The 15481-nt window shown below is 57.0% G+C and carries 8 protein-coding genes and 2 rRNA genes; 3 read left to right on the top strand and 7 right to left on the bottom strand.

Features of this window, described 5'->3' with window-relative positions; all coding sequences use genetic code 11:
* Positions 1-537 precede the first annotated feature (537 nt).
* On the bottom strand, positions 538-2199 hold the full coding sequence (locus tag A3850_RS01625; protein WP_068213447.1) for an OmpA family protein: 1662 nt from the start codon (positions 2197-2199) through the stop codon (positions 538-540).
* A gap of 504 nt (positions 2200-2703) precedes the next feature.
* Here A3850_RS01625 and A3850_RS01620 point away from each other — a divergent pair.
* Positions 2704-3897, top strand: coding sequence for a hypothetical protein (locus tag A3850_RS01620; RefSeq protein ID WP_157500811.1), 1194 nt, complete (start codon positions 2704-2706; stop codon positions 3895-3897).
* Between the two features lie 36 nt (positions 3898-3933).
* On the opposite strand, the gene A3850_RS01615 is transcribed toward A3850_RS01620, so the two are convergent.
* Complete coding sequence (locus tag A3850_RS01615; RefSeq protein WP_068213441.1) at positions 3934-4533, bottom strand: hypothetical protein; 600 nt, start codon at positions 4531-4533, stop codon at positions 3934-3936.
* A gap of 463 nt (positions 4534-4996) precedes the next feature.
* On the opposite strand from A3850_RS01615, the gene A3850_RS01610 reads away from it, so the two are divergent.
* Positions 4997-8350 carry a glycosyl hydrolase family 28-related protein gene (locus A3850_RS01610; protein ID WP_068213438.1) on the top strand — a complete coding sequence of 1118 codons (3354 nt, stop codon included), beginning with the start codon at positions 4997-4999 and terminating at the stop codon, positions 8348-8350.
* Between the two features lie 19 nt (positions 8351-8369).
* Here A3850_RS01610 and A3850_RS01605 read toward each other — a convergent pair whose 3' ends face one another.
* Both A3850_RS01605 and A3850_RS01600 read right to left on the bottom strand, forming a co-directional pair.
* The gene (locus A3850_RS01605; protein ID WP_068213435.1) at positions 8370-9800 is read right to left on the bottom strand and encodes an amidohydrolase; all 1431 of its coding nucleotides are present in this window, start codon (positions 9798-9800) and stop codon (positions 8370-8372) included.
* A gap of 54 nt (positions 9801-9854) precedes the next feature.
* Complete coding sequence (locus tag A3850_RS01600; protein ID WP_157500809.1) at positions 9855-10535, bottom strand: hypothetical protein; 681 nt, start codon at positions 10533-10535, stop codon at positions 9855-9857.
* A 337-nt stretch (positions 10536-10872) separates the two neighbouring features.
* Between A3850_RS01600 and A3850_RS01595 the strand changes: the two genes are divergently transcribed.
* A complete protein-coding gene (locus A3850_RS01595) occupies positions 10873-13020 on the top strand; it encodes an alpha-amylase family glycosyl hydrolase (protein ID WP_068213427.1) in 2148 nt (715 codons plus the stop codon).
* A gap of 116 nt (positions 13021-13136) precedes the next feature.
* Here the strand turns inward: A3850_RS01595 and A3850_RS01590 are convergent, their stop codons facing one another.
* The 3 genes from A3850_RS01590 to A3850_RS01580 all read right to left on the bottom strand — a co-directional run.
* A complete protein-coding gene (locus A3850_RS01590) occupies positions 13137-14894 on the bottom strand; it encodes a potassium channel family protein (protein WP_068213424.1) in 1758 nt (585 codons plus the stop codon).
* Between the two features lie 115 nt (positions 14895-15009).
* Positions 15010-15123 (bottom strand): 5S ribosomal RNA (gene rrf / locus A3850_RS01585).
* Positions 15124-15384: 261 nt separating this feature from the next.
* Positions 15385-15481 (bottom strand): 23S ribosomal RNA (locus A3850_RS01580); the annotation flags it as partial.

Below are 15481 nucleotides of genomic sequence, written 5' to 3'. Positions count from 1 at the left end.
TGCGTTGTATAGATTCATTAGTAGATAAAAATCAGGTAATTACCTGGGTACCGGACAGTAGAATTAATCCCTTTGATAGTTCGGTTACATTTTGGCGAGATCTAAATACAAGACTTAAATTTTGTGAGCCTCAGAAACTTTATTTATACGCGGTTTCAGACACTTCCCTGTGTGGTCTCGAATGGAAGACCATAATAAATTTGAACAAGTATTCTCATCGATTGGTAATTGACGAGGCGTATTTAGTTAATGACTCAACTTTACAAATTGATCTATATTGATTACTTGAAACCACCATCAACGATCCACCCCACCCTATTTTCCCCATAACTCCGCACCCGCGCCAGCGCCCAAATGATCCATCAGCCTCAAATCTTCCTAATCCCGCAGATCAGCCGCACCGCACACGCTGGTTACCAGGAGGGGCTTGACTACGATGGTGCACCCTAGCTGAGCCGAGCTGTTCCAGATAATCATCAGCCACCTTCACTGTCACTAAGGCAGCACTAATTTGGCCTGGCCCAATCACCCCCCCCTTCACTCCAACCCAATCCTCCACCGCCAACTGGCCAGGCTATCCGCATTCTCCAGTGGCCACCGTTTCCCGTCTACGTACTGCGTGCCGTAGCGCTGGGGGAGCCCGCGGAGTTGTTGGGCCCGGTCGTAGAGGAGGGCGTAGTAGGCCCAGTCGGCCTCTCCCCGGTGGCAGGCGGCTTTGAACCGGGGCAGGGCTTGATCCAAAGCGTCGGCGTCCCCGCCGTGGATCAGGGCGAGCGGAATGGCGCGAGCGGCTGTTTCCCCGACTACCGAGGCCCGGGGCCACCCGTTTGCTGCTAACCAATCCTGCGCCAGGAGGGCGTGGCGGGTGTCCCTCGCGCTGATGATGGCTTCGGTGAGTTCGGGGTAGGAGACGTCCCAGAAAGGATCATCCGCATCCATCTCCCGGTCGTAGTAGGCCATGTTTTCGAGGTAGCGGCCGAGCGTTCGGGGGAGTTGGTCTTCCCGCCAAAGTGAATCGAGGAGCCAAGTCCCATTTTCGCGGTCGATCCGGGAGTACCTGTCGTTGATCCTGGCCTCCAGCCGTTTACGGTTCGGTATTATTTTTAATACCGGCCGTAACCGGGGATCGTAGGGAGCCAGGGCGACCTGCTCTTCCGGAGCAATTGCCAACCAAATGCGCAGCAGTGCCCCGGCAGTTGGCGTATCCTCCCGCCGCACCGCCTCCAGTAAGTGGCGGTACAGTAAGGCTGCCTGGTCCCCGCCGAGGTGGCTGATCTCCACCCGCCGGTTTCTCGCCCCGTCCACGGCCGCGTCAATGGCACGGGCCGTTCCAACCGGTTGCCGCAGGAAGCGCAGGGGGGAGATCTGGTGGTAGCGCTGCAAATAGGCGAGCGTTGAATCGATTCTTCTGTCCGACAGCTCCAGGTGGTCGGAGCCCGTAGCGTCGGTATGGCCGGAAATGCGGTAGATCGATTGCGGGTTGGCCCTGATTCTGAGGGCGAGCGAGTCGAGGGCCGCCCGTTGGTCTTCCGCCAGCATCGCCCGTCCGCTGGCGAAGTACGCGGTACCGCCCGCCACGAAATCTACTCGTTCCTCCTGGGAGAGCGTGCGGCAAAACGCGGGGGCATCCCTTCCCTCACCGGGTACGGCGCGGAGCGAGAGATCATCCAGATAGAACCGTTCCTGGCCTCCTCCCGTGCGGTAGGTGGCCGGTCCGTCGCGGCCGCTAAATACGCCGAGGGCCAGATACTGGAGATCGCAGGTGGGGCGGAAGCGCCAACTCACCCGGTACCACTGGTTGAAAACGACCGTATCGAGGGTAAATTCGTGCCCCTCCAGCATCCGGTTGGCCTTCACGCCGGGGTGCTCCGGATAAAGGGAAAAGCCGACGTGCCGGGCGTAGGTGGGGTCGATGGCCGTCGGCACGTAGATCAGCGCGGACAGTTCGTAGGTCGTCCCCAGGCGCAGTGGCGCGCCGAGAGGCTGGCCGAGGTAATCCGAACAGCGGCCCGCCCGGTAGGTCCGTGAAAGGCAATTTGCGGAGTATTCTAATTGTACCATGGCGCGCCCGTCCGGGGCCACGACGGCGCCTTTCTCGCAGTCTGCGCTCGTATCGTCCACGGCGGCCCCGTCGTAAGCGGCGGTACAAACGACCAGGCTTCCCCCGGCGACCTCCCAACCCGGCACTTGGTAGGCCATGTTGCCATTTGTCGATAGCCGTTCTTTCGTAGTTAGGTTGCGGAGGGTTTCGAACGATGAGTTCCGGAGTAAATTAGGGCCCGTAACCCCTTGCGCATTATCCTGACCGGAGAGCACTAAAGAAGACGTGAAGAATAAAATACATATCCATCCCGCTGATATGATAGGTCGTTGTCCGGAGTTTTTGGGCATTCAGTTAAACTGGTTTACTTCCTACGCGAGAGTGGTTAATACCTGACAATTGGCCCGGTCCGGACCGCTTGATCCATTGCTTCGCACCTGCGGCAGCGCCGATTAATTAGTTGCGTAGATAGCCGGCGCACCTGGCGCGTGCAGCTACTTATCGATTGATTAAAGAATTAACTCGCAAATGCCAAAAAAATTATGGCGGAACTCCGTTACGCGGAGGGTTCAACTAGTGAGCGTGGAATCCTCACTCAGCTTTACGTACTTTTATTCGCGCTCTTTGCATTCGGCGAAACCCAACCACACCTACCCTACCCCATGAAATACACCCCCCAATTAGCCACTTATCTGGTTATCATCATCCTATCACTCTCCACCGCCCTACTCGCTCAGGACCAACGCAACGGCTACTACCTCAACGCCAGCGGTAACCGGTATTCGATCATCCTACCTGCGACGCCGGCGCGGGCGGCACCAAAAGTATTGACCGAAGCTTCCGCTGGAGGAGGCAACCCGGTGGAAATAAGCCTGGCGGACATTAGTGAGTTTGGCGTCGACGGCAGTTACCGCTACGTCGTCCGCGCGGTAGAATTTGCGGAGGGTCGGCAGGCGGCGGGTGCGGTCACCCAACGGCAATCCGCCACGCGCGCAACCACTCGCTTACCCTTACTGGAGCTGGCTAGGGGGCCGGCGAGCCTTTACTTATTCCGGGGGTCTGGCGGGCCGCAGTACTACCTATCCACTGAGTCCGAACAGTTCGTGGCGCTCCTATTTGACCGGTTCCTGAACGAGGACGGCGATATCGTTTCCGATAACCGCTACCAACAACAACTGCGGGCGGCGCTTGACTGTGGTGGCACCCCGAAACAAATGAGGGGCGTGCAGTACACGGAGCGCGAGCTCCTCAATGCCGTAGTGGCGTATAACGATTGTCAGGGCGGCACCACTCGATCGCTATCCAACGTCCGCCAAAAATCATTTAGCCTGGGGGTACTGCTGGGCCCTAATATTTTTAATTACGCAACGGAAAACTCCGTTCAGCGAACTCGGGGAGTCGACTATGGCTCAGGGATCGACGTCCGGGTAGGCGTCGAAATCATCTACGGGGTAGGTTTTGGTGACGGTGAAGCATCAGTCAACTTCACCCCCAGCTACTATTCTTTCAGCGTAGAACAGGAGGTGGAAAATCTAGGCAGGATGAGCACGGCCGTCCTGGAATCAACTGCCATTGACCTACCGATTGGTTTCCGCTACGTCCTACCGAGTAAGCAACTACAACCTTACGGTCAGCTGGGCATCGGCTACACGCTATTTCCGGGTGGCATGCAGACGTCCGGCAACGAAGAGCTGGAAATGAACCTTGCCCTGAGCTACAACGCCGCCGTGGGCGTGCTGTACAACGATCGGTTCGGCCTCCGCATCACCTACAATCGCCTGGCCGATGCCCTGCCAGCCGCAGCCGTCAAGAGCAAAATATCCGGTATCTGGATAGCCGGCGAGTATCGTTTTTAGGTACCGACAACGATATGAACAAAAATAAATCTCTCCCTATTCACGTCGCCCCCGCCGCCCAGGAAACGCATATCCAACCTTAAACCCCGCGCTCACAACTCCGTCTTCTACCAGCTCCCCCGTCGGTTCATATAAGTTCGTTGCATCACTGTACTGAAGTCTTTCAAAATTGGAGCCGCCCGCAACCGTGGTGTAAATACCAAAGGTCCCACCCCAACGCGTGTAATAAGCAAAGTCGAACGCCCCGTAGGTGCCGCCGGAGTCATATTCGTAGGCGGTAAAACCGTCACTCCCCTTAATGGCCTTTAGTGTAGCACCCGCCCCCAAACCCAGCAAAAACCGCTGGCCCACTTGCTGGTGTAAGTGCAGCCCCAGCACGGTCACGCTATTCCCAAAGCTTTCGTTGTGTCTCGAGCTACCCCTTATTTCTACGCCCAACCCAAACCGCGGGTTAAACCGGTAGCCGGCGGAAGCGGAAAGCTCCCCCATCAACGCAGAAATATTGGGGTACAAACCAACGCCCACCTTCACAAACACCGGACTACCATCGTTCAACAAGGCCCGGTCCGCCTGGGCATGCAGGGATAGCCCGCAGGCCAGGAAAAGAGCTAAAAAGAGTGCTTTCAAAACGTTCATTTACGCATAGATAGGTAATCCTAGTAAGTGCTTACCCAACCGATTTCATTTTTGATCTCTCCACTGCAATTCATATGGCGCTGCCGCGGGTGCAGGGTTAAAGATGGCGAGTGGCGAGTTTCAAGTAACGAGTGGCGAGTGGCGAGTGGCGAGTTTCAAGTAGCGAGTGGCGAGTACTGCCGCCAACAGAAGTAAGACAGAAAGTAGTTAGTAACGAACGCAGTGAGCAGATAACAGCGGTAGCCAATCAAGAATCGAGAATCGAGAGCACGAAGTACTGCGAAGCAAATCGAGAATCGAATATCGAGTATCACCAATCCCCATGGAAAGGAGTGAACCAAAAAAGTAGTCCGGAACTAACGCAGTGAGCAGATAACAGCGGTAGCCAATCAAAAATCGAGAATCGAGAATCGAGAATCGCATATCTTTACTCCTGAACCCGCCCCCCAAAACCTACTCAAAAATGCCCCCCCGCTTCCCCCGCCTGGTCCTCCAGACCCTGGCCTTGCTGTGCCTTTCCTGCTCCCTCGCCGCCCAACCCCTCGCCTACCCGGAGCAATCCGGGATCGTGGACATCACCAAGCCGCCTTACAACGCGGATAGCACCGGCGTGGTAGATGCCTCCGCAGCCATCAACCAGGCGCTGTTCGATTTTAACGACAGCCATACACTGATCTACCTGCCGGCGGGAACTTACCGGCTCTCCAACCCGGTCGTCTGGCAGGACCCACCCGGATGCGAAGCGGGGACCACCTTCACCTGCCGCCGCTACATCGGATTGACGGGCGCCGGGCAGGAGCGCACCCTCCTGCAGCTGGACGACAACCACCCGGATTTTCAGGACCCGACCAACAGCCAGAGCCTGATCAATACGAACAGCTCCGCCGCCATGGCCTTTGAAAACACCATCCGTAACCTGACGGTCTCCACCGGGACGGGCAACCCCGGCGCGACCGGCATCCGCTTCATGGCCAGCAACGTGGGGGGCATCCACCACGTTGAGATCCGCAGTGAGGACGGCCAGGGCTTCCGGGGCTTAAACCTGAGCCCGAACGAGCAGTCCGGGCCCGCCTTCTACAACGACATTGTGGTGGACGGTTTCGATACCGGCATCTACACCTTCGGCAACCAGAACGGGATTTGGATGGAGCGCATCACCCTCCGCAACCAGGGGGAAGTGGGCCTCTTCAACCGCCAGCACCCCGTCGCCATCCGTAACCTAGATTTCGAGGGCGACGTCCGCGGCATCACCAACCAGGGCGACGGTGGTTCCACCATCACCCTCGTGGACAGCGAACTGCGGGGAACCGGCGCCGCCTCCAGCCTGATCGGTTTCCAAAACCAGAACCGGCGGCCGGTCTTCATGCGCAACGTCACCTTTAGCGGCTGGAACCTCGCCTACCAGGAATTCCAGAACGGTTTCGACCTCGGCCGCCTCCCCAACGGCACGGTGGACGAATACACCTCCGCCCCACCCGTGAGCCTGTGCGACAACGTCCTGCGCAGCCTCAACCTCCCGGTACTGGAGACCCCCGAGATTGCCTACGAAGACACGTCCCTGTGGGTCAGTATCGCGGATTTCGGTGCCGCCCTCGACCCCGGATTCGCCGGCGAAGGCTCCGTGCAGGACGATAGCCAGGCCATCCGCGACGCCCTGGATTTCGCCGCGCAAAACGGGCGGGAGACCATCGTCATCCCCCAACCCCGGGCGCCCTTCCCCCAGCGGTACATTGCCTTCGGGGACTTCGTAATTCCACCCACGGTGAAACGGATCATCGGTACGAAGGGACTGGTGGCGGGCACCTACCGCTTCATCGTTGGCGACGGAACCGAACCTCTCGTGATTGAGGACATGGTCAGCGTATCCGGCATTTCCCATTCGGGTGACCGGATGTTGATCCTCAAACACTCAGTCATCCGCGATTACGTAAGCAACCCTGACGGTAGTTCCGGGGACGTCTTCATCGAGGACGTCGTCGGTGGCCCCTGGTCCTTCAACCAGCAGGACGTATACGCCCGACAGTTCAACCTGGAGCGGGACGTCAACAACGTAACCATCAACGGTGGTATGCTCTGGGCACTCGGCGTCAAGACGGAACGGAAGGGTACCATCATTGAAGCGAACAATGGCGCGCGGGTGGAGATCCTCGGCGCCTTTCACTACAGTACGATCGCCGAAGAGGTGGACCCCAAACCACTGTACGTCGCCAACGAAAGCCAGCTCAGCGTGGCCGGCCTGAAGGAACTCACCTACATCTTCGACCCCTACGACATCAAGCTACGGGAAACCCGCAACGGAGTAACGAACGAACTGGCCAACCCCGACAACGTCATCCGTACGCCGCTCCTGGTCGCCTACGTGGACGAGTCCGCGACTAACGTCGCCCCCACCATCGAGGCGGGCGAAGAACAGATCCTCTTACTCCCTACCCACGAGACTCAACTGACGGGCCTGATCAACGACGACGCCAACCCCACCGGTAACTGCTTTACAGCCTCCAACTGGACGCAGGTAGCTGGCCCCGTAGACGCTACGATTGTCTCGCCCACGGAGCGATCCACGTCCGTACAGTTCCCCGAAGCCGGCCGCTACGAATTTGAGCTAGTTGCGGACGACGGCAGCCTGGAAGTCAGCGACCGGGTCACCGTCCACGTTTTCGATAGCTTCACCAGTACGGGCGACCACGACGCCGACGGGGTAGCCAGCGGTACCGGTGCGGATGCGTCCACCCAGGGTTGGGGCGGTTTCACCAACAATTACGGTGCCTCGCAGGGCTTACTGGCGAAAAACAACTTCAGCTTTCCCAATAAATTCATCGTCCGCTTCGACCTGACGGGCCTCGACGTGCAGCAACTCGACCATTCGCTGCTGGAATTCGAGATAGCCACCACCAATACCGGCTTGATTGAAGATTGGTCCTACAACGTCTTCGGCCTCAACGATCTGGACGAAGGCGAAGACTGGATCGAAGGCGACCAAACCGGCGGGGCAACCAACGGCGGCGTCACCTACGAAACGCTTCCGGCCAACATCACGGACAACAACTTTAACGGGGGCACCTACGACCCCGCCGTCCCCAATTCCGGCGGGGTGGACCACGCCCGCACCACCTTCCTCGGCACCTTCAGTACCCGGCAGGGGCAGCGCGAAAAGGTCAACCTCAGCAACGAAGCACTGGCTGATTTTATCAACGCCGATACGGATGGGCGGGTGAGTTTTATCGTCACCCGTGTGTTTAGTACTACCAATGCCATAGCCTTTGCCAGTCGGGAAAACACTCAGTTTCAGGCACCCCGGTTGTACGGGGACTATTCCGCCCGCGCCCTCCCCGTGGAGCTCCTCAGCTTCGACGCCCGCCGCACCGGCAAAAACGTTCAGCTGGAGTGGACGGCCCTACCGCTACCCGGCTTCTCCCACTTCACGGTGGAGCGGTCCACGCCAGGCAGTGCGTGGCAGACACTTGGCAGGGTGAAAGCTAACGCAGCGTACCAGCTAATCGACCAGCAGGATGATCCATCCACCGAACGCTACTACCGCCTGGCGATGTGGGAACTCGACGGGGCGGTGGCGTACAGCCCGATCCGGACTATCCTGCCCGCTGCGGCTTACCTCCCCTACCCCAACCCGAGTAATGGCGATGTATCGGTCCATCGACCGGGGCCGGACGTCCTGCGGCTCACGGATGTTTCCGGGGCGGTGGTAGCGGAGTACGCTCACCCCGGTGGTTGGTACACTGTTTCGCTGCCAAGCAAAACTGGGCTTTACGTAATAAGATCGAGGAGTTCGGATTGGGCTTGGCGGGTGGTTCGGGAGTGATGTAGCTCCAAGAATCCCCCTAAAACCGACTATCCACCGGCGGCGGCCCCGCCGGCACCATCCCGTCGTACTCGTACCCATCCAGGTCCTCCACGAATTCTTTGCGGATCTCCTCCCGCAGATCATCATCCGTAAACAGATCGACCATCGTGCGGGCCATGGCTTCGGCGGCGTACTTCATGCCTTTGTGGCCGATGCTCATGCCGCCGCAGGCAACGACGGCCCAGCTGTGCCAGGGCGTCCCGCTCGGTGCCGTGGTGGCCCGTAGGCGGATGGTGGGGACGACATAGCTGACGTCGCCCACGTCCGTAGAGCCACCGCTCGGGGTTTTCTGCGTTTCTTCCAGGGGTTCGATCTTGCTTTCGATGCCGATCTCCGGTTTGCCCACGGCGGCCTGGATGCCCTTCGCAAATTCCTGCTCCGCTTCGGTGTAAGTGATCGGGCCCATGGCTTCGAGGTTGGCCTGGAGGGCGGCGGCGCCCGTCCGGTTCACCAGTACTTCGTGGATGCCGGAGATCAGCGTCAGTTCGTACTCGACGTTGGCCATCATGGCGGCGCCCTCGGCGATGCGTTTCACCTGATCGTAGACGACCTGCACGCCCTGGCGGTCGCCGTCGCGGACGCGCGTCCACACCCGCGCGTAGTCCGGTACGACGTTGACGACTTCGCCTGCATTCTGGATATCGTAATGAATGCGTACGCTCGGTTTTACGTGTTCGCGGTAGTAGTTGATGCCGGTCGTAAAGAGTTCCAGCCCGTCGGAGGCATCGCGGCCGTTCCAGGGGTCGGCGGCGGCGTGGGCGGCCTGGCCTTTGAACTCCACGACGAAGTCGACCAGCGCCAGCCCGGTCTGCACCGAAACTTTGGTGGAGGCGGAGGGGTGCCAGTCCATCATCACGTCCACGTCGTCGAAGACGCCGGCGCGGACCATCCAGAGTTTGCCGAAAAATTTCTCTTCTGCCGGCGTACCGTAGAAGCGGATGGTGCCCTTCAGTTGGCCCGCTTCGATCAGCTCTTTGATGGCGGTGGCGGCACCGAGGCTGGCCGTCCCGAAGAGGTTATGGCCGCAACCGTGGCCGGCGCCGCCTTCGTTGAGGGGCTGTTTTTCGGGCACGGTGGCTTGGCTCAGACCTGGTAATGCATCGAATTCCCCGAGGATACCGATGATGGGTTTTCCGGAGCCGTATTCGGCGATGAAGGCCGTTGGCATTTCCCCCACATTTTCCGTCACGGTAAATCCATTGGCCCGCGCGTAGGCCTTCAGCGCCGCGGCGGACTGCGTTTCCCGAAAGGCAATTTCTTCGTAGGACCAGATCTTGTCGCTCAGCTCCGTCAGGGCCACGTACTGTTCGTCTACGCTGGCGGCGGCTTTTTCTTTCAATTCATTTTGCGCTGCCGCGGGTGCGAGGTAAAGAACAAGGAGGGCGATGGAAAGGGAACGGATGACCATAAGCTTGAGCGTTTGGCCACCAATGTAAGGCGTGAAGCGGTACCTACTAAGGGATCAGTAGCTAAAGTAGTCATCCGTAGCATCGGCGTCAACCATGAAGCCCGTGACCACGATCCGCAGACTGGTTTGGGAATTGGAACTGTTCCAAACCGCTAGCCAATCTCCGGCGTGAATGGTCATTAACGGAGTTCGATTGGCGTGCACGACCGTGTTTCCGTTATTGGAGTTGCCCGACAGATAGATCCTTGGGTTGCGCAGACCAAACTGATCCGTAAATGGAGATCTGGACGGAGAAACGCAGGCGTAGAAAAACTCGTTCGGTTGTTCGTCACGGGCCACGCATTCGACCATGGTCACCAGAAACTTCTTCCCCGAGGGGACGGAGGTAATACTTTGAGCAAAACCGGAAGTCGGGCTGGCTTGGTTTCGCATTAATTTCCAATTGCCATCGGCTGCGGAACTGGTCTCGTAAATCTGTCGGAAGTCCACGTTTTCCGGAGTGGCGGCTTTGTTGAATGTCTGCCATTCTCCGTTGGTAAATCCCTCAAATGACTGTTCAGAATCATTGTAGCGGATGGTCCCGTTAGAAGGTAGAGTGGCATCATCGGTTACCCGGATCTTACCACTCACGTCGAGCGCCTGCTCCGGATCGGGATTGTTGACGCCCACTTGCGCGCTCGCAGCGAAGTTGTAGGCCAAAAATGAGATGATCAGCAGCGTAAGTCTTACGGACATATTGGACTTTTTGTCTCTTTATGGCCTGCCATCCGCCTCCGTTACGGAACCCAGGAACTTTAGGGGCTGCTCGCTACCCGATGTCGTTTCCTTTACTCGCCCGTTTCCTGTGGTATTAAAGATGTAACTATTCATCGTGGTTAGTCCATTGCTTAGTGGGCACCACCCTTCCTATTTACTCTGCACCTGCGGCAGCGCCCCTGAATTGTGTCATCTTCAGTGGGGCGTTCTGTATAAACGTATTTGAAAGATTTGCCAGGGATGGTGCATTTACCAGAAACATGCAAAACGGCTATCTTCGCAATCGATTTCTTAAGTGAATACATACGTCGATCAAATGAGAACTTTTGCACTTGCGCTGGCCCTGGTCTGTTCCAGCATGGCCTTCGGACAGGATTTCATGCTCCAGGGATGGTACTGGGATTACGATAAGGATGGCTGTAACGGTTACAGTGGCCCCAACTGGGCGGACCGGCTGAACGACCAGGTCACCACCCTCGGCGAGGCCGGGATCACCCACGTGTGGCTCCCCCCGATGAGCCGGGCGAGTTTTGGCGCCTGCTCCAATGGATACGACCCGAAGGATCTGTACGACCTCGGTGAATACGGACTGGGCCGTACCGGCTTTGGCACCCGTGCCGAGGTGGATGCGCTAATTGCTTCTCTGACCCAAGGGGGCATGGAAGCCGTGGCCGACGTAGTGTACAACCACCGCGACGGCGGCGCGCCGGAGGACAACCCGGCCGTAAAGGCTTACGTAGAAACCAATTACGACGGTGGCGGCGAACAGCCCTTCCCGAGCGACCGCTTCCGCAACCGGCTACCCCTCGGTGGCACCTATGGCGCGGGGGATTACTACATTAAGATCAGTTCCAAAACCCAGAATTTCGGGCCGAACCGGTACAAGTTCTACGCAACCGTAGCCGGTGTGGACCAGCCGTTTCAGGGGCGAATCGACGAGACCGAACCCAACGGCGGCGGCGACTGTGGCCAACCTTTCGATGACGTACAACTCGACCAGGATTTGATCGCCAACCTTTATGATTTCAGTGGTTGCTATACCGATGAGTTCAAACTTACGATCACTGACAACGACTTTCTGGCCAGCGGCGACGATCTGTTGATCAGCCTGACCAACTTTGAAAGTGGTTACTCCGACCACCGGATCTACGACATCTACTACCAGCCGACGAATGGAAACGGCTTCAACGTCAACCTCGCGGACCTGAAGTACGAGACCTACACGGACTTTACGCAACTACCCAGTGCGCAAGGAGGGATGAACTTTGAGAACTTCCGCCCGAATTCTACTAATACAAATACAACCGGACTCAACGGGGACGAGGAGAGCCTGCTATTTTTTTACGACGTCGTTCAGGCCAACCCTTCCTCCCGGCAGGTATACGCGGACTGGTCGAAATGGCTCATGAACTCCGTAGGCATCGGCGGGCTACGGATGGACGCCGTGAAGCACTTCCCGCCTTCCTTCGTAGGGCAGATACTGGACGACCTCCACGATAATAATTTGACGCCGGGCATGGTCGTCGGTGAATTCTTTGATGGCGATGCCAACAAACTAGCCGGCTGGGTGAATGCCGTGAACGCCAGCAAAACGAAGTCGCAGGCTGCCGTCAAGGTATTCGACTTCACCCTTCGGGAAGCCTTGAAGCAAGCCTGCGACAACGGTGGTTTCGACGTGCGCGAAGTATACAACCGCAGCCTGCGTGATGCGACTAATTTGACAGGCTTCAACGTGGTGACCTTTGTGAATAACCACGACTTCAGAGGGCCCGGCGAAGCAGTGATGAATGACCCCTTACTAGCCTACGCCTACATCATGACGAATAACCAGTTGGGCGTACCGAGTATCTTCTACCCCGACTTCTTTGGTACGGAGCTACCCAACGCACCGCAGATCGATCTCAGCGAAGAATTGACCCAGTTGATGAGCATTCACCAACAGTACATCGTCAACGCTACTTCCGTAGACTACCTGAACCGTTTCGGTACGCCCTATACGGCTACCTACAACAGTGGTGTAAGTAACCAGGCGATGGTCTACCAACTGCGGGGAGCTCCGGGCGCAGCGGAGGTGATTGTGGCGATCAACTTCAACGACGTCCCACTGGACATTCAGCAGACCATTCCGGGCGTGAGCCAGTTCGGCGCGCCGCTCTTTACCGAAGTGACGGGGAACGCACCGACCTCAACGGTCGTCGCGGAGGGCGATCAATTTCAGATCAACGTACCGGCCAAATCCTACGCGATCTACGCACTGACCGCCGAAGACGTTGTCTTTAACGCCGAAGCGGGCACGTGGCACGCCACCATTCAGGATGCCGTGGACCAGGCAGATTCGAATTTGGCTACTGACCTGTACGTTCGGCCCGGAGCCTACGATGAAGCGGTGGATTATTCCGCAAAGAATATCCATGTACACATTGGGTTCCCACCCACGGATGAAACTGGAGACACAGAGGAATAAATGAGCACCTAATAGCGCTTGTCCTCGCTTGTATGTGAGGTGACCAGTATTACACGGTACTTCTGGTGTTGAACTTAGTTCCCGAGGCACCCTGCTCGCCTGGCAATTTGTGGAGTTTAGTCAGCCAAGTACGGACGGAGTACTTGGCGCACTATCTTGATATTTCCATTCGCTTCGGTATCCACCAACAAAAACAATTTTCCCCGGCCCGCGACGAAATCAACCGTAGGAATAAGGTGGTCTCCCGAATCATTGCGAAAGGCTATGGGCAGGCCGGCGGAGTGGATACGCTCACTGAAGGTACTCCACGCTTCGGTGATGTTCACCTCAAAGCCTAGCAGTTCGCTGTCGCCGGTACTACTGTACAGGTTATCGAGGATTTCCTCTGCGCCCGTAGCGATGCACCGCGCCAGGATATTGACGTTTCTGGTGATGGGGCGGAGGATGTTGTTCGCGCCAATTTCAGTAAAGCGCACCGTACTCTCCGGAAGCAGGGCTTCCGCGATGATCCGCCCACGAAAGCCCAGTTTTCTGAGTTGGCGGATGAGCAGGTAAGTCCGGGCATCGGTTGCGGGGTCCGTAGGGTTGCTGGCCATGACCACCACGGCGTCGAGTTCCTGAAGAACTTCACTTTTCCACTTGCCTCCTGCGCTGAGGACACCCGCGCCGAGGTATTCGATCTCCTGGTCATTCAGTTCCTGTTGGAGGCTTTCGATGAAGGCATCGGTAACGCGTTTGGTGGTTCCGATCAATCCTACTTTAGCGGGTTCTCCGTAAGGAATTAGTTCTGACGCTACGATTAGCGGTTGGAGGGCATCTTCGATAGCTTGAAGAGCCGCTTCATCTGATTGGTGCCTTTCTACGTCTGCTAGGTAAATCAGCCTTTGGTTGGTAATCTTGGTTGCCTTAGCTGGATGAAGATCATAATGACCTTCCCCCGAAGTCTGGACACCTAGTAGCGTACCGTGTGGCGCGGTCAGTGTGACAATTTCGCCGATAGTAGTATTCATGGGTCGTTGAACCATGATCAATTCTACCCCATTGCGGCCAATGAGTTCGGTGATGATATCTTCTCCTCCCACGGTGATGATTGACCGGGCAAAGACTTCGGGGTAATTGGCGTCGAAGATCAACGCGTCGGCGGCACCAAGATCTTCCGCCATCTTGAGGGCATTGACGTTGTTGGCGGCGTAGATTACGTCAGCGGGAAAAGTGTTGACCCGAGAAATGAGTTCGAGATTAGTATAGGCCGTTTCATCGTCACCGCGCTCGGGTAAGATGGCGATACGCGCAGCTGCCGCAAGATTTACTTTGGCGATAGTGCCAGGGTCGTACAATTCGCCCTGAACGTGGATGACGTCAAGCTTGATCAAATCCTCAGGAAGTAATTCCAGGTTGGGGCTGACGATGACTATTTCGGCATCGCTCAAATCCGACATACTCGACCGTATTTCCCGGACTACCCGACGGAGGTAAGCTTCCCGCCAGCCGAAGATGACGATGTGATTATTTGTTTTAATGGCTACGAGCCCCTTGCGGCGGCGCTCCATTCCATCCTGCGCATTTTCGAATACCAGCCCAGCTAGTTGAGCAAGGATAAAGATGCCACCGATGTACATCAACAGAACCGTAGCCCATCGGCCGGCCGTAGTAGTGGCGGACATATCACCATAGCCTACCGTAGTAGCCGTCGTTATGGTGAGCCAGGCGGCGTCTCCGAATGACAAGCCTTCAAAGATTACCATCGCCCCGATGTGGAGCAGAAACAGGATGGCCAGGATGATCCCCAGCAGGTAAGTCCGAAAGCGGATTCCCCCACCAACTGCCCGCCGTGCGCGGCGCGCGGTTTGCCGAAGCGCGTAAAAGATTTGCATGGCGCTAAGGTAAGTAGGTACGGAGTGAAACAAGCGGCTGGGCAATTGTCGGTTCCGACAGGCCTTTCCGTAAACGGAGAAAGCCCCGCTTGCGGTTGCAAGCGAGGCTTTCATAAATTGGCGGCGACCTACTCTCCCGGGATCAATGTCCAAGTACCATCGGCGCTGGGCAGCTTAACTTCTCTGTTCGGAATGGTAAGAGGTGATCCTGCCCGCAATAGCCACCAAAGTCTTTTGACCCCTTCCGGGATCGAGTACTTTAGTGTACGATCAACAAGAGTGATAAGAGATGCAGCCAGTAACGGCATGCGGGATTCTTTGTGAGCTACAAAGACCTTGTTTGCTAATAATAAAATTAATCCTGTCAAGCGTCAGTCTTCTCTTTCAACTACTCATAAGTTCAAGGTATAACATAGTATACTGCTTAACTATTTCGTAGACTTCTTTTACCTCTCCCAGCCTCTCCAGAGGAGAGGGGGCGGTTAAAAGAAAAAAGGAAGCTGTCGGGCGATTAGTACTACTCGGCTCCATACATTACTGCACTTCCACCTATAGCCTATCAACGCAGTCATCTTCTGCGACCCTCA

The sequence above is a fragment of the Lewinella sp. 4G2 genome, assembly GCF_001625015.1.
GTDB lineage: Bacteria > Bacteroidota > Bacteroidia > Chitinophagales > Saprospiraceae > Neolewinella.
Note: the sequence above shows the minus strand (reverse complement) of the source record. Positions and strands in the feature narration are given on the sequence as shown.

Coding starts and splice junctions, on each gene's coding strand:
- A3850_RS01625 (WP_068213447.1), bottom strand. CDS start 2,199: ATGGCCTACCAAGTGCCGGGTTGGGAGGTCGCCGGGGGAAGCCTGGTC.
- A3850_RS01620 (WP_157500811.1), top strand. CDS start 2,704: ATGAAATACACCCCCCAATTAGCCACTTATCTGGTTATCATCATCCTA.
- A3850_RS01615 (WP_068213441.1), bottom strand. CDS start 4,533: ATGAACGTTTTGAAAGCACTCTTTTTAGCTCTTTTCCTGGCCTGCGGG.
- A3850_RS01610 (WP_068213438.1), top strand. CDS start 4,997: ATGCCCCCCCGCTTCCCCCGCCTGGTCCTCCAGACCCTGGCCTTGCTG.
- A3850_RS01605 (WP_068213435.1), bottom strand. CDS start 9,800: ATGGTCATCCGTTCCCTTTCCATCGCCCTCCTTGTTCTTTACCTCGCA.
- A3850_RS01600 (WP_157500809.1), bottom strand. CDS start 10,535: ATGTCCGTAAGACTTACGCTGCTGATCATCTCATTTTTGGCCTACAAC.
- A3850_RS01595 (WP_068213427.1), top strand. CDS start 10,873: ATGAGAACTTTTGCACTTGCGCTGGCCCTGGTCTGTTCCAGCATGGCC.
- A3850_RS01590 (WP_068213424.1), bottom strand. CDS start 14,894: ATGCAAATCTTTTACGCGCTTCGGCAAACCGCGCGCCGCGCACGGCGG.